The sequence below is a fragment of the Microbacterium sp. EST19A genome, assembly GCF_019969685.1.
GTDB lineage: Bacteria > Actinomycetota > Actinomycetes > Actinomycetales > Microbacteriaceae > Microbacterium.
Genome location: NZ_JAHXYZ010000001.1, coordinates 543,335 through 561,560, shown reverse-complemented (window position 1 = coordinate 561,560; position 18,226 = coordinate 543,335). Strand labels below are relative to the sequence as shown.

The window sequence follows — 18,226 nt, the reverse complement described above, 5'->3', positions numbered from 1 at the left end:
GCGATATATGGCTGACCGCATCCTGACCACCCACGTCGGCTCGCTCCCGCGGAGCGCCGCCGTCACCGATCTCGTCTTCGCGCAGGAGCGCGGCGAGACCGTCGACGCATCGCAGTTCGACGCGGTCATCGGCGATGCGGTCGACGAGTCGATCCGCCGTCAGGTGGCCGCCGGGATCGATATCGTGGCCGACGGCGAGATGTCGAAGATCTCGTACGCGACGTACATCAAGGACCGGATCACGGGCTTCGACGGCGACAGCCCGCGCACGCCGCCGGCCGACCTGGAGGAGTTCCCCGGGTTCCTGCGACGGCAGGCGAGCAGTGGCGGCACGCCCACGTACCGTCGGCCGCGCTGCGTCGGTCCGATCGCACCGAAGACGCTCGCGCCGCTCGACGCCGACCTGCGGCATCTGCAGGCGGCCGTGGAGCGGCATCATCCCGCCGGCGCATTCATGAACGCGGCGTCGCCCGGCGTGATCGCGCTCTTCCAGCCGGATGAGTACTACGGCGATCCGGATGCCTACCTCGAGGCGCTCGCCGAGGCGATGCGTCCGGAGTACGAGGCGATCGTCGCCGCAGGCTTCCTCCTCCAGATCGACAGCCCCGACATCGGGCTCGGCCGGCACATGACGTACAAGCACAGCACCGACGACGAGTATCTGCGGGTCGTCGAGCGCCACGTCGAGGTGCTCGACCACGCGCTCCGCAACGTGCCGGCAGAGCGGGTGCGGATGCACGTGTGCTGGGGCAACTACGAGGGGCCGCATCACCGCGACATCGAGATGCGCACGATCCTTCCCGCACTGATGAAGGCGAAGCCCCAGGGTCTGCTCTTCGAAGCGTCGAACCCGCGGCACCAGCACGACTGGCAGGCCTTCCGCGATCACGCCGACCTCGTGCCGGACGACCGCGTGCTCATCCCCGGCGTGATCGACTCGACCACGAACTTCATCGAGCATCCCGAGGTGGTGGCGCAGCGCATCGCGCAGTTCACGGCTCTCGTCGGCGCCGACCGGGTCATCGCCGGATCGGACTGCGGGTTCTCGACCTTCGCCGGGTTCGGCGCGGTCGATCCCGACATCGTCTACGCGAAGCTCGAGACGCTGGCGGTCGGGGCCGAGATCGCGAGCTCCCGGCAGCGCTGAGTCCTCGCCGCGTCCGCAACTCGACGGCAGGTCTCTCGCAGAACGACGCGAATCTCGCAGCGTACGGGCAGAACTCTGCGACGTTCGGGTCGTTCTGCGACGTTCTCGATCGCGGATCGGGCACTCCGTTCGACCTCGGCGCCCGAAGCGGTCGGCGTCCTCGCACTAGGCTCTGGATCATGAGCGCGTCTTCGTCTCCTGCCGAGCCTGCGTCCGCCCGTCGCCCGGGAAGTCCGGGGCGAGATGCCGCACCCGCGCTGCCCGAGGTCTCGGCATGACGCGGGTCGTGCTGGCTCCGGACAGCTTCAAGGGAACGATCACGGCGGCGGATGCCGCGGCGGCTCTCGAGGCCGGATGGTCCGAGGTCGATCCGAGCGCGGAGTTCGTGCACCGGCCGATGGCCGATGGTGGCGAGGGAACGGTCGCGGCCTTCGCGGCGGCGGTTCCGGGAGCCCGGCACATGCCCGTCACGGTCGAGGGGCCGACCGGGGCGATGATCGACGCGACGTGGCTGCTGCTGCCGCCGACCCCGGATGCCGCAGACGGCACCGCGGTGATCGACCTCGCCTCGACCTCGGGGATCGAGCTCCTCGAGAAGCTCCGACCCTGGGATGCCGACACGACCGGCTTCGGCCAGGCGATCGCCGCCGCGCTCGATCACGGCGTCTCGCGGATCGTCGTCGGCATCGGCTCCAGCGGTTCGACCGACGGCGGCACCGGGATGCTGTCCGCCCTGGGCGCGCGCTTCCTCGACGCCTCGGGCGCTCCGGTCGAACGCGGGGCCCGCGGTCTCGCCGACCTCGCCTCCGTCGACCTGGCAGGGCTCCGCGCGGCCCCCGAGGTCCGTGTGCTCACCGATGTCACGAATCCGCTCGTAGGCCCGCGGGGTGCCTCCGCCGTCTTCGGCCCGCAGAAGGGGCTGAACTCCGTGACCGACATCACGCGCGCCGATCACGGCCTCGGTCACCTTGCCGCGCTGCTGGGCCTCGACGCGGATCTGCCTGGGACGGGTGCGGCCGGAGGAACCGGCGGAGCGCTCGTCGTCTGGGGCGGCGTGCTCGCCCCCGGCGCGGCCGAGGTGGCGGAACTCATCGGCCTCGCCGACGCGATCGCCGACGCCGACGTGGTCATCACCGGAGAGGGCTCGTACGACGGGCAGTCCGGCGACGGCAAGGTCCCCTCGTTCATCGCATCACTGGCCGCCGACGCCGGGGCGCGGGCGATGCTCGCCGCCGGACGCATCACCGATGATTCCGACACGAGCCTGTTCGCGGCATCCGCCTCGCTCACGCAGATCGCCGGATCGTCGGATGCCGCCCTCGCCGAACCCGCCCGCTGGCTGCGCGACGCCGGCGCGGAGCTCGCCCGCGCCTCGCTCGCCGGTCGTTGAGTGAGGGCGCAGCGAAGGAGTCGAAACGCCTCGAGGTCGTGGCAGGCCGAGGGCGTGTGTCCTAAAGCCGTGCGGCGGCGCGCGGGAAGGCATGCGGGTGACTCGTGATGCCGAGCTGACGGGCACCCAGTCCATCAACTCTCATGAGCGTCCGCTGAGCAGGCAATTGATGTTCACAGAACCATATAGAGGCGCTGCTCATGCCCGCGAACAAGGCCGAGCCGCTGATAGCGCTCGGCAAGCTCGGATGTGCCTGCTGAGGCGACCACCACTGTGCCGCTGGGTAGGTTGCGGAGCCGGGAGCGAAGGCGGGGGATCAGGTCAGAGTGCGTACCGGGTATTTGAGCCAAACCTGAGACAACGACCCGCGGCCCAGGCGGAGTCTCGGGGCCGATCGGGGCCGCCTGAGGACCTGAGCGCGCCGCCGCAACCGCGGCTCCCACCAGTATCCAAAACAGAGTCAGTACCGTCAGGGCCGAGACGATGAGAGCGAGATACGCGAACGCGAGCGTGGGGACAGCAATCAGAATGATCGACGCTAGGACGGCGGGCGTGAGGAGTGAAAGCAGTGTGACTACCGTCCGAGCGAGACTTCGGAAGGGCGCGTAAGGAGCCACGACCACGGCCCCGGTCCCGTCGGCGGAAAGAACGACATGCTGAGATCCGACCACCGCCAGAGTCCACGCATGTGCTCCGAAAGTCACGTATGCCAAAACTCCATTGCCTGAGAACACGCGAGCAATGACCCATGCGGCACGCGCTGTGCGTGCCCCGCGGCCGGTGCGACCGTCAGTCATTCGACAGGCGCCCCAGTGAATGAAGCTCGACCCGCGAACGGGAATGCTTGCCTGAAGAGCGCGGAGTCACGGGTGGGGTAGCCGGGATCCCTCGGTACTACACCCGTGGCGGCCCAGAGGGTTTCGCGCAGCCACTGCGCGCCTCCATGAACTCGGAAGTTGCCTGCACGTTCCGACGCAAGGTCTGCTCGCTCCAGTACGACGTGAATGCGTGACAACTCCTCGAGCTCGTGGGAGAAGACGGTCCATTCTTTGTTTATCTCTCCATACTCGAGCGGATCGTACTCCGGGTCTACGTCCGAGCCGAAATTCTCGAGTTCTTCAGCGATCGCACGCTGATGCAAGAGTTGCGGTGCGTGGAGTGTGAGGGCGATGGTCGCGAGCTCGGGATCCACGTATTCATCGATCAGGTTCTTGCGGTACCGGTGGAGATCTAGCGGTACCGCACCGAGCGAAGTGAGGAAGGCGACAACGTCGTTCACCAGAGGCATGGCGGGCACGGCGTACTGTTCGCGCGCCGATTCCAGCAACTGATCATAGGTCGTCATGATTTTCTCCAACGGTGCTTTGTCCGGCCCCTAAGTTCGCGCAGCCCACACCTCGGCAGAAATCACATCACGCGACACGCATGAAGAGTCGCCCGCGCGGCACCGAAACGGTTCAGCAACACGCCCTTGGGCGTTTCGACTCGCCCGCGCGTCGCTCTCCGGTCGTTGAGCGAGCGAGCGCAGCGACGTTTCGTCTCGCTGCGCTCGCTCAACGACCGGGTTCAGCCGCCGAGCGCCGCCGACACGACGGCGCGGGCCTCGGCCTGCACCTCGGCGAGGTGCTCGGGGCCGCGCAGGCTCTCGGCGTACAGCTTGTAGACGTCTTCGGTCCCCGACGGGCGCGCGGCGAACCAGGCGTGCTCGGTCTGCACCTTGAGGCCGCCGATCGCCGCGCCGTTTCCGGGCGCGTGGGTCAGCTTCGCGGTGATCTCCTCGCCGGCGATCGTCGTCGCGGTCACGGCATCCGCGGAGAGCTTGCCGAGCGTCGCCTTCTGCTCCGGCGTCGCGGGGGCGTCGACGCGCTGGTAGGCCGACGATCCGAAGGCCTCCTCGAGCTCGGCGTACCGCTCCGACGGCGTCTTGCCCGTCACCGCGATGATCTCGGCAGCGAGCAGGCACAGCAGGATGCCGTCCTTGTCGGTCGACCAGACGGAGCCGTCCCGGCGGAGGAACGACGCGCCGGCGGACTCCTCGCCGCCGAACGCGACCGAGCCGTCGAGCAGGCCCGGCACGAACCACTTGAAGCCGACGGGCACTTCCAGCAGGTGCCGGCCCAGCGATTCGGCGACGCGGTCGATGATCATCGACGACACGAGGGTCTTGCCGATCGCGGCATCCCGCGGCCACTCGCTGCGGTGCGAGTAGAGGTAGTCGATCGCGACCGCGAGGTAGTGGTTCGGGTTCATCAGCCCGGCATCTGGGGTGACGATGCCGTGCCGGTCGGCGTCGGCGTCGTTGCCCGTGAGCACGTCGTAGTCGCCCTTCTTGGCGACGAGCGACGCCATCGCCGACGGGGAGGACGGGTCCATCCGGATCTTCTCGTCCCAGTCCAGCGTCATGAAGCGCCAGGTCGGGTCGACCTCGGGGTTGACGACCGTGAGGTCGAGATCGTGGACCTCGGCGATGAGCGCCCAATACTCGACCGACGCGCCGCCGAGGGGATCGGCGCCGATGCGCACGCCCGCGCGGCGGATCGCGTCGATGTCGATGATCGAGGGGAGGTCGCGCACGTAGGCGTCGCGGAAGTCGTAGCCGGTGATCGCGTCCCAGTCGACGTCGGCGAAGCGCTCGCGCTGGACGCCCTCGAGCCCGTTCGTGATCAGCTCGTTGGCGCGGTCGGCGATCCAGCCCGTGGCATCGGTGTCGGCCGGTCCGCCGTGCGGCGGGTTGTACTTGAAGCCGCCGTCGCGGGGCGGGTTGTGCGACGGGGTGACGACGATGCCGTCGGCGCGGCCGGCGTTGCCCTCACCCGAGACGAGGGTGCGGTTGTAGGTGAGGATCGCGTGGCTCAGAGCCGGCGTCGGCACCCAGGCGTCGCGAGAGTCCACGCGCACGTCGACGCCGTTCGCGAGCAGCACCTCGATCGCGCTGCGCTCGGCGGGCAGCGAGAGGGCATGGGTGTCGCGCCCGAGGAAGAGCGGACCGGTGATGCCCTGCGAGGTGCGGTAGTCGACGATCGCCTGCGTCGTGGCGAGGATGTGCGTCTCGTTGAAGCTGTTCGACAGCGACGAGCCGCGGTGTCCGCTCGTGCCGAAGACGACCCGCTCGGCAGCGACCTCCGGGTTCGGCACGCGGTCGTAGTAGGCGGCGATCAGCTCGTCGACGTCGATCAGGTCAGTGTCCTCCGCGGGGAGGCCGGCACGGCTCGTCATTCCCTCAGTCTGCCCCCTGTTCGCAGGGATCGCATCCGTCTTGACATCCGAATCGCGGGGGAGTCGCCGAGGGCTAAGGTGAAACGCGTGACTGAACGCCGCACCTACAGCTACCTCGGCCCCGCCGGAACCTTCACGGAGGCGGCACTCGATCAGGTCGCCGAGGCGCGAGGGCAGGACTGGCGCCCCGTGCACAACGTGGGCGAGGCTCTCGACGACGTTCTCGAGGGCCGCAGCGACGCCGCCATGATCGCGATCGAGAACTCGATCGAGGGCGGTGTCTCCACCACGCAGGATGCGCTCGCCACGCTGCCGGGTCTGCGCATCATCGGCGAGTACCTCGTGCGGGTGAACTTCGTGCTCGTCGCGCCGCGCGGGACCACGCTCGATCAGGTCGAGGTCATCGCCGCCCACCCGGTCGCGTACGCGCAGTGCCACGGCTGGCTCGGTGCGAACGTGCCCTCGCACTCGCACGTGCCGGCGGCCAGCAACGTGGCCTCCGCGATCGGGGTGCTCGACGGATCGCTTCCGGCGCAGGCCGCCATCGCGGCTCCCGGCATCGTGAAGCACTACGACGTCGAGGTGCTGGCCGAGGGCATCGGCGACAACGCCCAGGCCGTGACCCGGTTCGTGCTGGTCACCCGCACGACGACGCCTCCCGAGCCGACCGGCGCCGACAAGACCTCGCTCATCGTGGAGCTGCCGCACGACCACCCCGGATCGCTCCTCGAGATGCTCGAGCAGTTCTCGACCCGCGGCATCAACCTGTCGCTGATCGAGTCGCGTCCGATCGGCGATGAGCTCGGACGCTACCGGTTCGTCATCGACGCCGACGGCCACATCGAGCATGAGCGGATGGCCGACGCGCTGCTCGGCATCCGCCGGTTCAGCCCGCGCGTCGTGTTCCTCGGCTCGTATCCCCGCGCAGACCGGCAGATCGTGCAGTACCCCGACCGCTACGCCGATGACGTCTTCGTCGAGGCGCGGGACTGGCTGCGCGGCATCCTCTCCGGCGAACCCGAGGACTAGCCCCGGGTCGACGCCGCAGCGAGCGGAGCTCAGTGCTCCTGGAAGCGGGGCCAATCGCTGCCGGGCGACATGTGCGAGTGCAGGGCGCCCTTGGCGGAGGCGAGGCTCGGGTAGGTGCCGGTCGCGGCATCCGATCCCACCATCGTGACGACGTAACCGTCGTCGTCGTGGCGGATGCTGCCGACCACCCCGTTCTGTCCGTAGGCGACCCAGAGGGCGAGGGTCTTCGTGGTGCTCATCGTCGGAACTCCTTCCACTGCCATGACACGGCTGGTGACCGTGAACGTGACGCTACGCCTGACGCCCCCGGAAAACCAGGGGGCTTGACAGGCGAGCGACGCCGCGCGTCAGGGCCGGTCGGCGGGGCGCCAGTCTCCGGCGAGCTCCGTGATCGCGGCCGCGGCGGCCGCCGATGCCGCAGGGGAGCCGCCGGCACGACCTGCGGCGAGGCCGGCCAGGAACGCACTCAGCGGAGCCGCCGGGCGGGCAACACCGTGCGCGACATCGCGTGCGAGGTCGAGGATGAGCGCCACGTCGACGTCGGCGCGATCCAGGTCGAGCCGGTCGCATGCCGCAGCGGTCCAGTCCTCCAAGGCTTCGACGGGGAGATGCCTCGGCTTGTCTGTCATGTGTCCTCCTCGTCGGTGGGGCTCCCCGCGGTGGCAGGGCGCGCTCTCGCACGTTCCAGATCGTCCCACGTGTCGACATCCGCCGCCAGGTCACCGGCATCCACGAGGTCGAGGCGCAGCCCTGCGACGAGCGATCGGATCGACGCATCGTGCCCGGCATCCGGCAGCGCGTCGAGCGCCGTGCGCAGCGCCGCCGTGCGGTAGCGGCCGACGAGCCACTGCGCAGCGCCGGTCGCGTCGGCGAGGCATGACCCGTCGACATCGGCGGACGGCTGCCGGCGCAGCAGGCCGACGGCGTCGACAGCGCGGGGGATGTCGGCGGCGAGGATGCAGACCTCGTCACGATCGACATGCGCGAGTCCCGCGGCGATCGCCGCCACCGGCCCGCCGAAAGGGGGACTCTCGCGAGCCCAGATCACGTCGGTGCGCACGGGCGCGGGCGGCCCGACCACGATGATCGGAGCGCACCACGAGACGGCGTGCACCGCGTGATCGAGCAGGGTCGCACCGTCCACGACGAGTTGCGGTTTGTCGGCGCCGCCCAGGCGGGAGGCGCGTCCTCCGGCGAGCACGATCGCGGCGGGCTCCGGCGATGTCATGAGAGCAGCACGACGTCGACGAGGTCTCCGGCGGTCACCGTCGCGACGTCCTCCGGCACGATCGCATAAGCGTCTGCCCGCGCCAATCCGGCCGCGAGGTGCGAGCCGGAACCTCCGGCGGCGGCCGGCCGCACCGTCCAACGCGCCGGATCGGAACGGTCGATGCAGGCAGGCACGAACTGCCGTCGCCCCTCCTTCGTGCGCCAGCCGGTCGCGGCGGGCAGCCGGATCGTGGGCCGCTGCAGGTCCGTCCGTCCCTGGAGTGCCAGCAGCGCCGGTCGCACGAAGGCCTCGAACGACATCGCGACGCTCACCGGATTGCCGGGCAGGCCGAAGACGAGCGCACCGCCGACCTGCCCGAAGGCCTGCGGCTCACCGGGCTGCATCGCCACCGAGGCGAACGCGATGCGGTCGCTCAGCACGCTGCGGACGACCTCGTATGCTCCGGCGCTGACCCCGCCGGATGTGACGACGAGATCGGCGTCGAGCGCGTCGACCGCGTGGGCGAACGCCGCGCCGAACACGGCGTCGTCATCGGTCACCGTCGTCACGAGCACCGGATCGGCTCCCGCCTGACGGCACGACGCGGCGAGCAGGATCGCATTCGACTCGGGGATCCGCCCGCGGGTGAACTCGCCGCCGGTCGGGGCGAGCTCGCTGCCCGTGGAGATGACGGCGACGCGCGGCCGTCGCACCGCCTCGACCCGGTCAACGCCGGATGCCGCGAACGCGGTCGCCTGCAGCGGACCGATGACGGTGCCCGCCGCGGCTACCTCCTCGCCCGCGCGCACGTCTTCGCCCCGGCGTCGGATGTGGGCGCCCTCGCCGCGCGGCGACACGGTCACGACGGCGGCGATGGTCGACTCCGCGAACCCGCCGTGGATGTGCTCGACCGGGACCACCGTGTCTGCGGCCGTGGGGACGGGTGCGCCCGTCATGATCCGGGCCGTCTCGCCCGGAAGGAGGGTGGGATCGACGGATGACCCGGCAGGGATGTCGGCGACCACGCGCAGCGTCACCGGGTGCGCGGCATCGGCGGCGGCGACGTCGGCGAAACGCACCGCGAAGCCGTCCATCGCGGAGTTGTCGAACAGCGGCACATCGACGCGGGCGTGCACCGGCGCGGCGAGTGTGCGACCGACCGCGTCGACGAGCGCGAGGCTCTCAGCAGGCAACGCGGAGGCCGCCGAGAGGATCACCGCGAGATGCTCCTCGACCGTGCGGCGCGTCGTCCCGGCGCCGATCGTCGGGGAGGCGGCGCGCATGCACTCAGCGTACGCCGCAGCGTCCGCCTTCCCGCGGCGTCACCCCTCCCGCGGCGTCAGAGCGCTGCGGCGATGAGTTCGAGTGTCTGCGCGCGAGCGGTCGGGATGCTCATCGCCTCGGACTCGGAGGATCCCGCGACCGGCGACAGCATGACCTCGTCGACGCCGTACGTCGCCGCGAAGTCGCGCAGCTCGGCGGCGACCGTCTCGCCTGTTCCGACGAACCAGCGCGACCGTGCCGCCTGGATGACCTGGTCGGTGGCGGCATCCGTCGCAGCGGCAGCGGCCTCCTCGACCGTCTCCAGCGCGACGAGGGGCTGGTTCAGACGCAGGCGCGCCATCATGCGCAGTTGCGGCAGTGCGCGCGCCTCCGCCTCCTCGGCCGTGGGCGCGGCGACGACGTTGACCGTGAGGAAGGTGCGCGGCTCCGGGTTCTCCTCGCTCGGCTGGTAGCCGGTGCGGTAGAGGTCGAGCGCCCGCTCCAGTCCCTGTCCGGAGAAGTGGTTGGCGAACACGTACGGAAGACCCTGGGCGGCTGCGAGCTGCGCGGAGTAGTCGCTCGATCCGAGCAGCCAGACCTCGGGTGCGCCGGTCGCCGCGGGTGTGGCGCGGACGGTGTATTCGCCGCCCGAGGTGAAGCGCAGAGTCGCGCCGTCGCCGGAGACCAGCGCCGCGATGTCCTGCACGTGGCGGGGGAACTGCTCGACGTCGCTCGACGTGCCCGCCTGGCGCAGCAGCTGGGTGATGACCGGGTCGCTGCCCGGTGCCCGGCCGAGGCCCAGGTCGATGCGTCCGGGGGCGATGGCCTCGAGGGCGGCGAACTGCTCGGCGACGATCAGCGGGGCGTGGTTCGGGAGCATGACGCCTCCGGAGCCCAGACGCAGCCGAGTCGTGCGGGTCGCCGCCGCGGCGATCAGCACCGGGGGTGTGGTGGAGGCCACGGCCGGCATGTTGTGGTGTTCGGCGAACCAGTAGCGGCGGTAGCCGAGCCGGTCGGCGGTCTCCGCCAGAGCGAGCGAGGAGGCGATGGCCTCGGCGCTGGTCTGGCCGGTGCGGACCGGGACGAGATCGAGGACGGAGAGCGCGATTTCAGACATCTCCTTGTGCAACCGGCGGGGTCGCCGGAGCATTCCCCCGGATCGGCTCGTGGGGTCAGGACGAGGGCGACTCGGCGGAGCGCCCGCGCCCTTCGGTGCGCAGCGTCTCCATCTCTTCGCGGTTGATGGTCGCCGCGCGCTCCAGCAGCTCGTTGGCGAACACGATCTGCTCGTCGGTCAGGGTGTCGAGGTACTCGCCCCAGCGCTCGGCGACCCTTCCGTAGACGTGTCCGACCCGGGCCATCACGGTCTCGGGGACGGCGGAGACGATCACGCGCCGCCGATCGGTCTCGTCGCGGGTGCGGGTGACGAACCCCGCGCGCTCGAGCCGGTCGATCATGGCGGTGACCGCGCCGCCGGCGGTGAGGCCGGAGCGCGCCGCCAGTTCCCCCGGGGTGGCCGGTCCTTCGCTCAGCAGCAGTCCGACTGCCTGGAGGTCGGTGCCGTTGAGTCCGCCCGAGCGTGCGACGGCTTCCTGGAACAGCACGGCTCTGGCCATGAACTCGCGCATCACCTCGCCCTGCCGGGCGATGGCGGCGTCACGTGTTGACGGTTCCTGCGGCATCCGATAATCTCTCTATATTCGAGAGGCTCTGAATTAGAGAGTCTCGCTTCTCCTCTCAGACTATCGAAGGATCGTGACATGCCCAAGGCGCTCATCATCGGCGGCGGCGTCGCCGGCCCCGCGACCGCGCTCTTCCTCCAGCGCGCAGGCTGGGACGTGGAGATGTTCGAGGCGCGCAGCGCGCCGGCCCCCTACGGCGGACTGTTCCTCAACGTGGCCACCAACGGGCTCGCGGTGCTCGACGAGCTCGGACTGCGCGACCGGCTCGTGTCGGACGGCCACCTCAGTCCGCACCTGGTGATGCTCAGCGGTCGCGGAGCACGACTCGGTGTGGTGCCGAACGGTCCGGCCGCCGACCCTGCGCGCGGGAGCGTCGTCGTGCGGCGGGCCTGGCTGCACGAGGTGCTCCGCGACGCGATCGTCGACGCCGGCATCCCGCTCACCTTCGACGCCCGGCTGCAGCGCATCGAGGAGACACCCGACGCGGTCGTCGCGCACTTCGCCGACGGACGGACCGCCCGCGGCGATGTGCTCATCGGCGCGGACGGCGTCGGATCGGTCGTGCGCGCGACCATCGATCCGGATGCCCCGGCGCCCGCGCCGAGCGGACTGATCAGCGTCGGCGGCTTCTCCCGGGTGCCCGGACTCGCGCCGACGCCGGGGGAGCAGTACATGGTGTTCGGAGCGAAGTCGTTCTTCGGCTACCTGGTACGCGACGACGGCACGACCTACTGGTTCGCGAACGTGACCGCACCCGACGAGAGCCGAGACGACATCCGCGCGGTGTCCGACGAGGACTGGCTCGCGCGCCTGCGCGGTCTGCACTCCGACGATCCGTACCCGGTGCCGCAGATCCTCGAGCACGTGGAAGGAGAGATCGGCGCCTATGCGCTGTCCGACCTCACCCACGTGCCGCACTGGCACCGCGGGCGGCTCGTGCTCGTGGGCGATGCCGTGCACGCCACCTCTCCCAGCGCCGGTCAGGGGGCGTCGCTCGCCCTCGAGGACTCGATCGTGCTCGCCCGCCACCTGCGCGACGCGGCCGATCACGAGCAGGCCTTCGCGGCATACGAGCGCGACCGGCGTCCTCGCGCGGAAGAGGTCGTGAAGTATGCGCGGGCCGTCAACCGGAACAAGCGCGTCACGAAATCCCGGCTCGGGATCGCACTCCGCGACGCGATGCTGCCCAGGTTCCTGCGCAACGCGTCGTCCGACACCCGCAACGATCACCTCTACAACCACGTCGTCCGCTGGTGAACCTCTCTCCCGTCCCCGCGCGTTCCCCCGCTAGCGTGGGCACATGGATGCCGAGATCTTCTACGTGCTCGTCGGAGCGGTCGCCGTCGCCGCGGTCGCACGTTGGCGGGGGTGGCCGGCGCCGCTCCTCGTCACGATCGTCGCGCTCGCCGTGTCCTTTCTGCCCTTCGTGCCCGAGGTCGACATCGACGGGCACCTGCTGCTGAACCTCGTGCTGCCTCCGCTGCTCTACTCGGCGGCGCTGGACGTGTCGTTCGTGGGCTTCAAGCGCAGCCTGCCGCAGATCCGCCGACTCGGCGTCACCCTCGTGCTGCTCACCGCGCTCGCCGTCGGATTCGTGGCCTGGTGGATCTTCCCGGCGCTGACGCTCCCCGGCGCCCTGCTGCTCGGGGCGATCGTCGCTCCGCCCGACGCGGTCTCCGCCGCGGCGATCGGCCGCAAGCTCGGGCTCCCACGGCGCATCATGACGGTGCTGTCGGGGGAGAGTCTCATCAACGACGCCACCTCGCTGACGCTGTACCGGGTGTTCGCGGCGATCCTGGCGGGTGCCACGCTCACCGTCTGGGACGGCATCTGGCAGTTCCTGCTCGCGGTCGGCATCGGCGTCGCGATCGGCCTCGTCTTCGGCGTCGTGCTGCACCAGCTGCGCATGCGCATCAACGACCCCGTCGTGATCGGCACGTTCGGCCTGCTCGCGCCGTTCGGGGCCTACGCGATCGCGGAGCACCTTCTCGGATCGGGAGTGCTCGCGGTCGTCGCGATGGGACTGTACGTCGGCTTCAACGCGCCGCGCACCGACTACACGACGCGGCAGCAGGAGAAGCCGCTGTGGCTCTCGGCCGACCTGCTGCTGGAGAGCTTCGTCTTCGCCTACATCGGATTGCAGTTCCCGCGGGTGCTCAGCGACCTCGGCAGCGAATCGGTCGGGCACATCCTGCTGCTCTCGGGCGCGGTGCTGCTGGTGGTGCTGGTGGTGCGTCCGCTCTACATCTACCCGGTCAGCGCGTGGTCCAACTTCCAGGACCGCAGACGGCTCGCCCGCATGGACCGCGGCTTCGAGTCCGGCGAGTTCGAGAAGCGGCAGCAGCAGTCCAGCCGTTGGAAGCAGTTCACTCCGGAGGAGCTGCGGACGCAGGTCGTGCGCGACCGGATGGCGGGTCTCCAGCTCACCTGGCGAGACAACGCGATCATCTCCTGGGCCGGGATGCGCGGCGTCGTGACGCTGGCGACCGCGCTCGCGGCAGCCGACCTCGCGGCCCTCGACTCCGATGCCTCGCACGCGATCGTCGTCGTCGCCTTCATCGTGACGGTGGCGACGCTGCTGCTGCAGGGGCTGACATTGCCGATGCTCATCCGCGGTCTCGGCATCGCGAGCGACGTCGATGAGGCGGAGGACGAGAAGGCCCTGGAAGCCGTGAAGGAGAAGAGCCGCGCCGCCGGCAAGGAGTTCCTCGCCCAGAAGCGCGTCGAGTGGGAGGCCGAGCACGGCCAGGTCGACATGCCCCTCTTCGACGCGTTCACGAAGCGGATGACCCGGGTCGAGAGGGATACCGACGAAGCCCAGCAGGTGGGGGACGCCGCGAGTCGGCCGTCGTACGAAGACCTCGTCGCGCTGTCCCGGGGCTGGCTGCAGGTGCGTCGCGACATCCTCCTGGCGGAGCGCGACGCCGGCAACCTCGACGAAGAGGTGATGCGCGAGCTGCTCACCGCGATGGATGCCGAAGAGCTCGCGCTCGACACCCGTGGTGCCACCCGCCCGCAGGAGCGCGCGTAACCCAGCGGACGCAGAAGCGCCCCGCCCCACGAGGGGACGAGGCGCTTCGGGAAGCACAGGTCAGCGGGCGCCGACCGGCTCCTTGTCGCTGGCGGCATCCGTCTCCGGCGCGTCGTCGGCGTCCTCCGCGTCATCGGCGAAGGGCAGGCCCTCGCGCGGCGCGTTGTAGAGCTCCTCGTTCAGGATGCCCTCGCGCTTGGCGACGATGGTCGGCACGAGCGCCTGGCCCGCGACGTTGACCGCGGTGCGGCCCATGTCGAGGATCGGGTCGATCGCGAGCAGCAGGCCGACGCCCTCGAGCGGCAGGCCCAGGGTCGACAGCGTCAGCGTGAGCATGACGGTCGCGCCGGTGGTGCCCGCGGTGGCCGCGGAGCCGACGACCGAGACGATCACGATCAGCAGGTACTGCACGAAGTTCAGCTCGATGCCGAAGAACTGCGCGACGAAGATCGCGGCGATCGCCGGGTAGATCGCGGCGCAGCCGTCCATCTTCGTGGTCGCGCCGAACGGCACGGCGAACGAGGCGTAGGAGCGGGGCACGCCGAGGTTCCGCTCGGTGACGCGCTCGGTCAGCGGCAGGGTGCCGATCGACGAGCGGCTGACGAAGCCGAGCTGCACGGCGGGCCACACGCCCGAGAAGTACTGCTTGATCGACAGGCCGTGCGTCTTCACCAGGATCGGGTAGACGACGAAGATCACCAGCGCGAGGCCGATGTAGACCGCGCCGGCGAACCAGGCGAGGGAAGCCAGCTTCTCCCAGCCGTACTTGATCACGGCGGCGCCGATCAGGCCGAACGTGCCGAGCGGCGCGATGCGGATGATCCACCACAGCACGCGCTGGATGACCTTGAGCAGCGACTCGGTGAAGGCGAGGAACGGCTCGGCCTTCTTGCCGGCCTTGAGGGCGGCGATGCCCACGGCGGCGGCCACGACGATGACCTGGAGGATGTTGAAGCTGATGCTCGAGGTCGCGCTTCCGGTCTCGAGGTCGACCTGCGTGCTCGCGCCGAGGCCGAGGAAGTTCTGCGGGATCAGGCCGAGCAGGAAGTTCCACCAGGTGCCCACCGTGTACGGCTCACCGGGGGTGAGGCCCTCGCCGGCCTTCGCGCCCGGCTGGATCACGAGACCCAGCACGATGCCGATGGTCACGGCGATGAACGCGGTGATCGCGAACCACAGCAGCGTCTGACCCGCGAGGCGGGCGGCGTTCTGCACGCGGCGCAGGTTCGAGATGCTCGCGACGATGGCCGTGAAGATCAGCGGCACGACGGCGGCGCGCAGCAGCGTCACATACGAGCTGCCGATCGTGTCGAGGGTCGCGGACAGGCCGTTCGGGTTCTCGGCGGTCGCGCCGAGCTGGCGGCCGATGAGCCCGGCGGCGATGCCGAGGACGAGGGCGGCGAGGATCTGGAAGCCGAAAGACGTCAGCAGCTTCCGGACCGGACCGCGGGTGTCAGGCGCCTTCTGGGCGCGTGCGGTGGTGCTCATGGTGTGTGGGGAACTCCAGGAATAGCGACGTGCCGAGTGCACGCCATAACGCTCAACGCTAGGAGCGTGGATTCATTCCGGAGGCCGATATGACGAAGGATGACGGATGCCGCGGCATCCGTCATCCCCTGCGCCTGATGCCGAGATCAGTCGGCGATGCACTCCTGGACGTTGTCGGAGATGATCTGCGTGGTCAGAGCCTTGTCGGCCTCGTTCTTCTGCTTGTCCTCGCCGTTGGCGAGGAACGTGAGGGTCTCGTTGCTCAGCTCGGAGTCGACGAGGTATTCCGCCAGGCACTCGGCGGCGTCGGCGTCGATCTGGTCGCCCATGCCCTGGCTGTCGAAGAACTGGGCGAGTCCCTTCGCGACATCGTCTTCGGACGGGCGGCTGGGCCCTGCGCACGCGGCGAGCGAGAACGCGAGCGCGGCGATGGGCAGGGCGAGGAGGAGGCGGCTGGGGGTGCGCAGGTTCCGGTCGTTGATCTTCATAGTGCTCACGCTAGCGCTACACAGCCGATTCATAGAGGGGTTTGCATGGGGAGTATTGCCCACCCCCTCCCGCCGGGGGTGTCGCTCTGCCACCATGGCCTCATGTTCATCGTGACCACGAACGACGTCCCCGGCTATCGCATCACGCAGGTGCTGGGCGAGGTCATGGGCCTCACCGTCCGCTCGACCGACTTCGGGCAGAGCTTCACCGCCGGTTTCCGTGCGCTCGGCGGCGGCGAGATCCCGGAGTACACGCAGGTCATGTACGAGAGTCGTCAGGTCGTCATGGGCCGGATGTGGGCCGAGGCGCAGCAGCGCGGGGCCAATGCGATCGTCGCCATGCGCTTCGACACCGGGTCGATCGGCACGTTCAGCGAGGTCTGCGGCTACGGCACCGCCGTGGTCGTGGAACCGCTCGCTGCGGCATCCGCCCCGACTCCGCCGCCCGCGGCATCCGCTCCGACTCCGCCGCCCGCGGCCGCCGTCTGAACCATCCACCTCTGCTCCGGTCGCAGTCGAGGTCGCCCGCCTCGGCTCAGGTCGCAGTTCGTGCCGCCTGCCGCCGTCGAAGGCGGCAGAAACTGCGACCGGAACGGCGTCCGCACAACCGTCAGCGCGGCGAGAGCACGAGCAGCTCGCCGACCTCGCAGCCGAGAGCGTCGCAGATCGCTCGCAGCGTCGAGTAGCGGATCGCGCGAGCGCGGTCGTTCTTCAGCACCGACAGGTTGACGATGCTGACGCCGACCAGCCCGCTCAGCTCTGTGAGCGTCATCCCGCGTGCGGCGAGCAGCTCGTCGAGTCGGCAGTGGATGCCGGTGAACTCGTCGTCGTTCTCCGCGGGGCTCACACCAGGCCCTCCGTCTCCTTCTCGAGGCGGGTGCCGCGTCGGAACACGATCACCAGCACTCCTACGGCGATCGCGGCGACGAACAGCGGGATGCCGTCGCGGAAGAGCAGCCAACGGGCGTCTTCGAAGTCACCGCCGAGAGCGGCGAAGACGCCGTTCAGGCCCATGTTCTCGAACCACGGCCCTGCGAGCCCCGCGGCGAGAAGGCCCATCGACATGATGAGGGTGAGCCGCGCGTTGAGCTGGTCGAACACGACACCGCCCAGAAGCCTGCGGCACAGCACCACTCCCAGCGCTGCGACTCCGATGAGGCACAGCCCGCGCAGGACGATCGCGAGCACCAGGCAGATCACGCTGATCAGGTTCACGTCGCCGACGACGAGGGTCGCCATGTCGGTCGTGGCGGGGGCTCCGTCGCCGATCGTTGCCGTGATCGTCTGCGAGGGAATCGGTGCGGTCACCGTCACGGCACCGGCGGTCCCGAAGAGAGCGCCGAGGCGCTGCACGCTGTCGTAGATCAGCACTCCGATCACGAGTGCGCCGACGACGATCGCGGTGAGGAGGTCGTTCTTGTCGGCTTTCGCCTGGGTCGCGGCATCCTTGGCCATGTCAGACCAGTCCTTCCGTCTCGCGCTGCAGCCGGTCGCCGATGACGAACACGGTGCCGATGACCGAGATGATGAACGCGGCCAGGATGAAGGTGAACGGCTCGACGGTGATGACCGCGTTGTCCAGTGCGTTGTCGGTGACGACGCTGACGGCCGCATTCGCGAGCATGTTGTCGAAGAACTGCACGGCGGCGAAGCCGACGAGGCCGGTGATCCCGGCGGTCATCACGAGGGCCGTGTTCCGGCGGTTGAAGACCGTGCCGGTGAGGATGCTGCGCGCCAGCAGCAGCAGGCATCCGATCACGACGATGATCGTGAGGATCTGGATGACCTGCCCGAGGATGCCCGGAACGGTCGCGATCGGCGGCAGGGTGTCGGCCGTGATCGCCGCACGATCCAGTTCGAGGGTGACGTTCGCTCCGTCGGCACCGAGCGGCGCTTCGACGGGCTGGTCCGCGAACTCGATCATCACCGGCACACCCACGCCCGACCCCAGCGCGATGATGCGGATGATCGACGTCACGCTGATGTACGCCGCGATGGCGGCGCCGGCGATGCAGAAGGCGATGAGGCCTGCTCTGTCTCCGCGGGTCAGCGTTCCCTGCTGCCCGGCCTGCTTCTCGGCGTTCATCATCATCTCTCCTTTATCGATAGTCGTTGTTAGCGATAAACGTTAACTTATCGACTGTCGATAGGTCCGTCAACCCCGGACCCGGCATCCGGCCCCTCCGCGGTGTTCCGGAGGCTCCGCGTCACGCCCACGGCGAACACGGGCATACACCGCCCGGGCGGTGGTTACTCTCGATGTACAAGCGCAGATCGCCGTC

At 69.6% G+C, this 18,226-nt stretch carries 19 protein-coding genes; 6 read left to right on the top strand and 13 right to left on the bottom strand.

The genetic code is table 11. The features are described 5' to 3' along the window. Nucleotides 1-7 precede the first annotated feature (7 nt). Nucleotides 8-1,147: a cobalamin-independent methionine synthase II family protein gene (locus tag LC452_RS02870; RefSeq protein ID WP_223622514.1), complete on the top strand. Its 1,140-nt coding sequence runs from the start codon at nt 8-10 to the stop codon at nt 1,145-1,147. Between the two features lie 274 nt (nt 1,148-1,421). Beyond that, on the top strand, nt 1,422-2,537 hold the full coding sequence (locus LC452_RS02865; RefSeq protein WP_223622513.1) for a glycerate kinase: 1,116 nt from the start codon (nt 1,422-1,424) through the stop codon (nt 2,535-2,537). Between the two features lie 793 nt (nt 2,538-3,330). Here the strand turns inward: LC452_RS02865 and LC452_RS02860 are convergent. Together LC452_RS02860 and pgm are read right to left on the bottom strand one after the other, a co-directional pair. Beyond that, a complete protein-coding gene (locus tag LC452_RS02860; protein ID WP_223622512.1) occupies nt 3,331-3,882 on the bottom strand; it encodes a hypothetical protein in 552 nt (183 codons plus the stop codon). 221 nt (nt 3,883-4,103) lie between these two features. After that, nucleotides 4,104-5,753: a phosphoglucomutase (alpha-D-glucose-1,6-bisphosphate-dependent) gene (gene pgm / locus LC452_RS02855; protein ID WP_223622511.1), complete on the bottom strand. Its 1,650-nt coding sequence runs from the start codon at nt 5,751-5,753 to the stop codon at nt 4,104-4,106. Nucleotides 5,754-5,831: 78 nt separating this feature from the next. On the opposite strand from pgm, the gene pheA reads away from it, so the two are divergent. Then, nucleotides 5,832-6,782, top strand: coding sequence for a prephenate dehydratase (gene pheA, locus LC452_RS02850; protein ID WP_223622510.1), 951 nt, complete (start codon nt 5,832-5,834; stop codon nt 6,780-6,782). 29 nt (nt 6,783-6,811) lie between these two features. On the opposite strand, the gene LC452_RS02845 is transcribed toward pheA, so the two are convergent. From LC452_RS02845 to LC452_RS02820, 6 genes are all read right to left on the bottom strand, one after another. After that, on the bottom strand, nt 6,812-7,021 hold the full coding sequence (locus LC452_RS02845) for a methyltransferase (RefSeq protein WP_223622509.1): 210 nt from the start codon (nt 7,019-7,021) through the stop codon (nt 6,812-6,814). Between the two features lie 108 nt (nt 7,022-7,129). Beyond that, nucleotides 7,130-7,411, bottom strand: a complete 282-nt coding sequence (locus LC452_RS02840; protein ID WP_223622508.1) for a DUF6457 domain-containing protein — start codon at nt 7,409-7,411, stop codon at nt 7,130-7,132. After that, on the bottom strand, nt 7,408-8,010 hold the full coding sequence (locus LC452_RS02835) for a molybdenum cofactor guanylyltransferase (protein WP_223622507.1): 603 nt from the start codon (nt 8,008-8,010) through the stop codon (nt 7,408-7,410). The genes LC452_RS02840 and LC452_RS02835 overlap by 4 nt, the downstream gene beginning before the upstream one ends. Continuing rightward, complete coding sequence (gene glp, locus LC452_RS02830) at nt 8,007-9,275, bottom strand: gephyrin-like molybdotransferase Glp (protein WP_223622506.1); 1,269 nt, start codon at nt 9,273-9,275, stop codon at nt 8,007-8,009. Before glp ends, LC452_RS02835 begins: the two co-directional genes overlap by 4 nt. A 56-nt stretch (nt 9,276-9,331) precedes the next feature. Beyond that, nucleotides 9,332-10,372, bottom strand: coding sequence for an LLM class flavin-dependent oxidoreductase (locus tag LC452_RS02825; RefSeq protein ID WP_223622505.1), 1,041 nt, complete (start codon nt 10,370-10,372; stop codon nt 9,332-9,334). A gap of 55 nt (nt 10,373-10,427) precedes the next feature. Next, nucleotides 10,428-10,937: a MarR family winged helix-turn-helix transcriptional regulator gene (locus tag LC452_RS02820; protein ID WP_223622504.1), complete on the bottom strand. Its 510-nt coding sequence runs from the start codon at nt 10,935-10,937 to the stop codon at nt 10,428-10,430. A 78-nt stretch (nt 10,938-11,015) separates the two neighbouring features. Between LC452_RS02820 and LC452_RS02815 the strand changes: the two genes are divergently transcribed. Continuing rightward, nucleotides 11,016-12,194: an NAD(P)/FAD-dependent oxidoreductase gene (locus tag LC452_RS02815; protein ID WP_223622503.1), complete on the top strand. Its 1,179-nt coding sequence runs from the start codon at nt 11,016-11,018 to the stop codon at nt 12,192-12,194. 43 nt (nt 12,195-12,237) lie between these two features. Continuing rightward, nucleotides 12,238-13,968 (top strand): sodium:proton antiporter, encoded by a 1,731-nt coding sequence (locus tag LC452_RS02810; protein ID WP_223622502.1) that lies wholly within the window; start codon nt 12,238-12,240, stop codon nt 13,966-13,968. A gap of 60 nt (nt 13,969-14,028) precedes the next feature. Here the strand turns inward: LC452_RS02810 and LC452_RS02805 are convergent, their stop codons facing one another. Next, nucleotides 14,029-15,456: a dicarboxylate/amino acid:cation symporter gene (locus LC452_RS02805; RefSeq protein WP_223622501.1), complete on the bottom strand. Its 1,428-nt coding sequence runs from the start codon at nt 15,454-15,456 to the stop codon at nt 14,029-14,031. Between the two features lie 146 nt (nt 15,457-15,602). Next, on the bottom strand, nt 15,603-15,944 hold the full coding sequence (locus LC452_RS02800) for a hypothetical protein (RefSeq protein WP_223622500.1): 342 nt from the start codon (nt 15,942-15,944) through the stop codon (nt 15,603-15,605). A gap of 102 nt (nt 15,945-16,046) precedes the next feature. On the opposite strand from LC452_RS02800, the gene LC452_RS02795 reads away from it, so the two are divergent. Beyond that, complete coding sequence (locus LC452_RS02795) at nt 16,047-16,433, top strand: YbjQ family protein (RefSeq protein WP_223622499.1); 387 nt, start codon at nt 16,047-16,049, stop codon at nt 16,431-16,433. A 121-nt stretch (nt 16,434-16,554) separates the two neighbouring features. Here LC452_RS02795 and LC452_RS02790 read toward each other — a convergent pair whose 3' ends face one another. Genes LC452_RS02790 through LC452_RS02780 form a run of 3 tightly spaced genes read right to left on the bottom strand, consistent with a single transcriptional unit; the run spans nt 16,555 to nt 18,036 of the window. After that, nucleotides 16,555-16,791, bottom strand: a complete 237-nt coding sequence (locus tag LC452_RS02790) for a helix-turn-helix transcriptional regulator (RefSeq protein ID WP_223622498.1) — start codon at nt 16,789-16,791, stop codon at nt 16,555-16,557. Next, nucleotides 16,788-17,399, bottom strand: a complete 612-nt coding sequence (locus tag LC452_RS02785; RefSeq protein WP_223622497.1) for a hypothetical protein — start codon at nt 17,397-17,399, stop codon at nt 16,788-16,790. Before LC452_RS02785 ends, LC452_RS02790 begins: the two co-directional genes overlap by 4 nt. Nucleotide 17,400: 1 nt before the next feature. Continuing rightward, nucleotides 17,401-18,036, bottom strand: coding sequence for a DUF2975 domain-containing protein (locus LC452_RS02780; protein ID WP_223622496.1), 636 nt, complete (start codon nt 18,034-18,036; stop codon nt 17,401-17,403). Nucleotides 18,037-18,226: the final 190 nt, after the last annotated feature.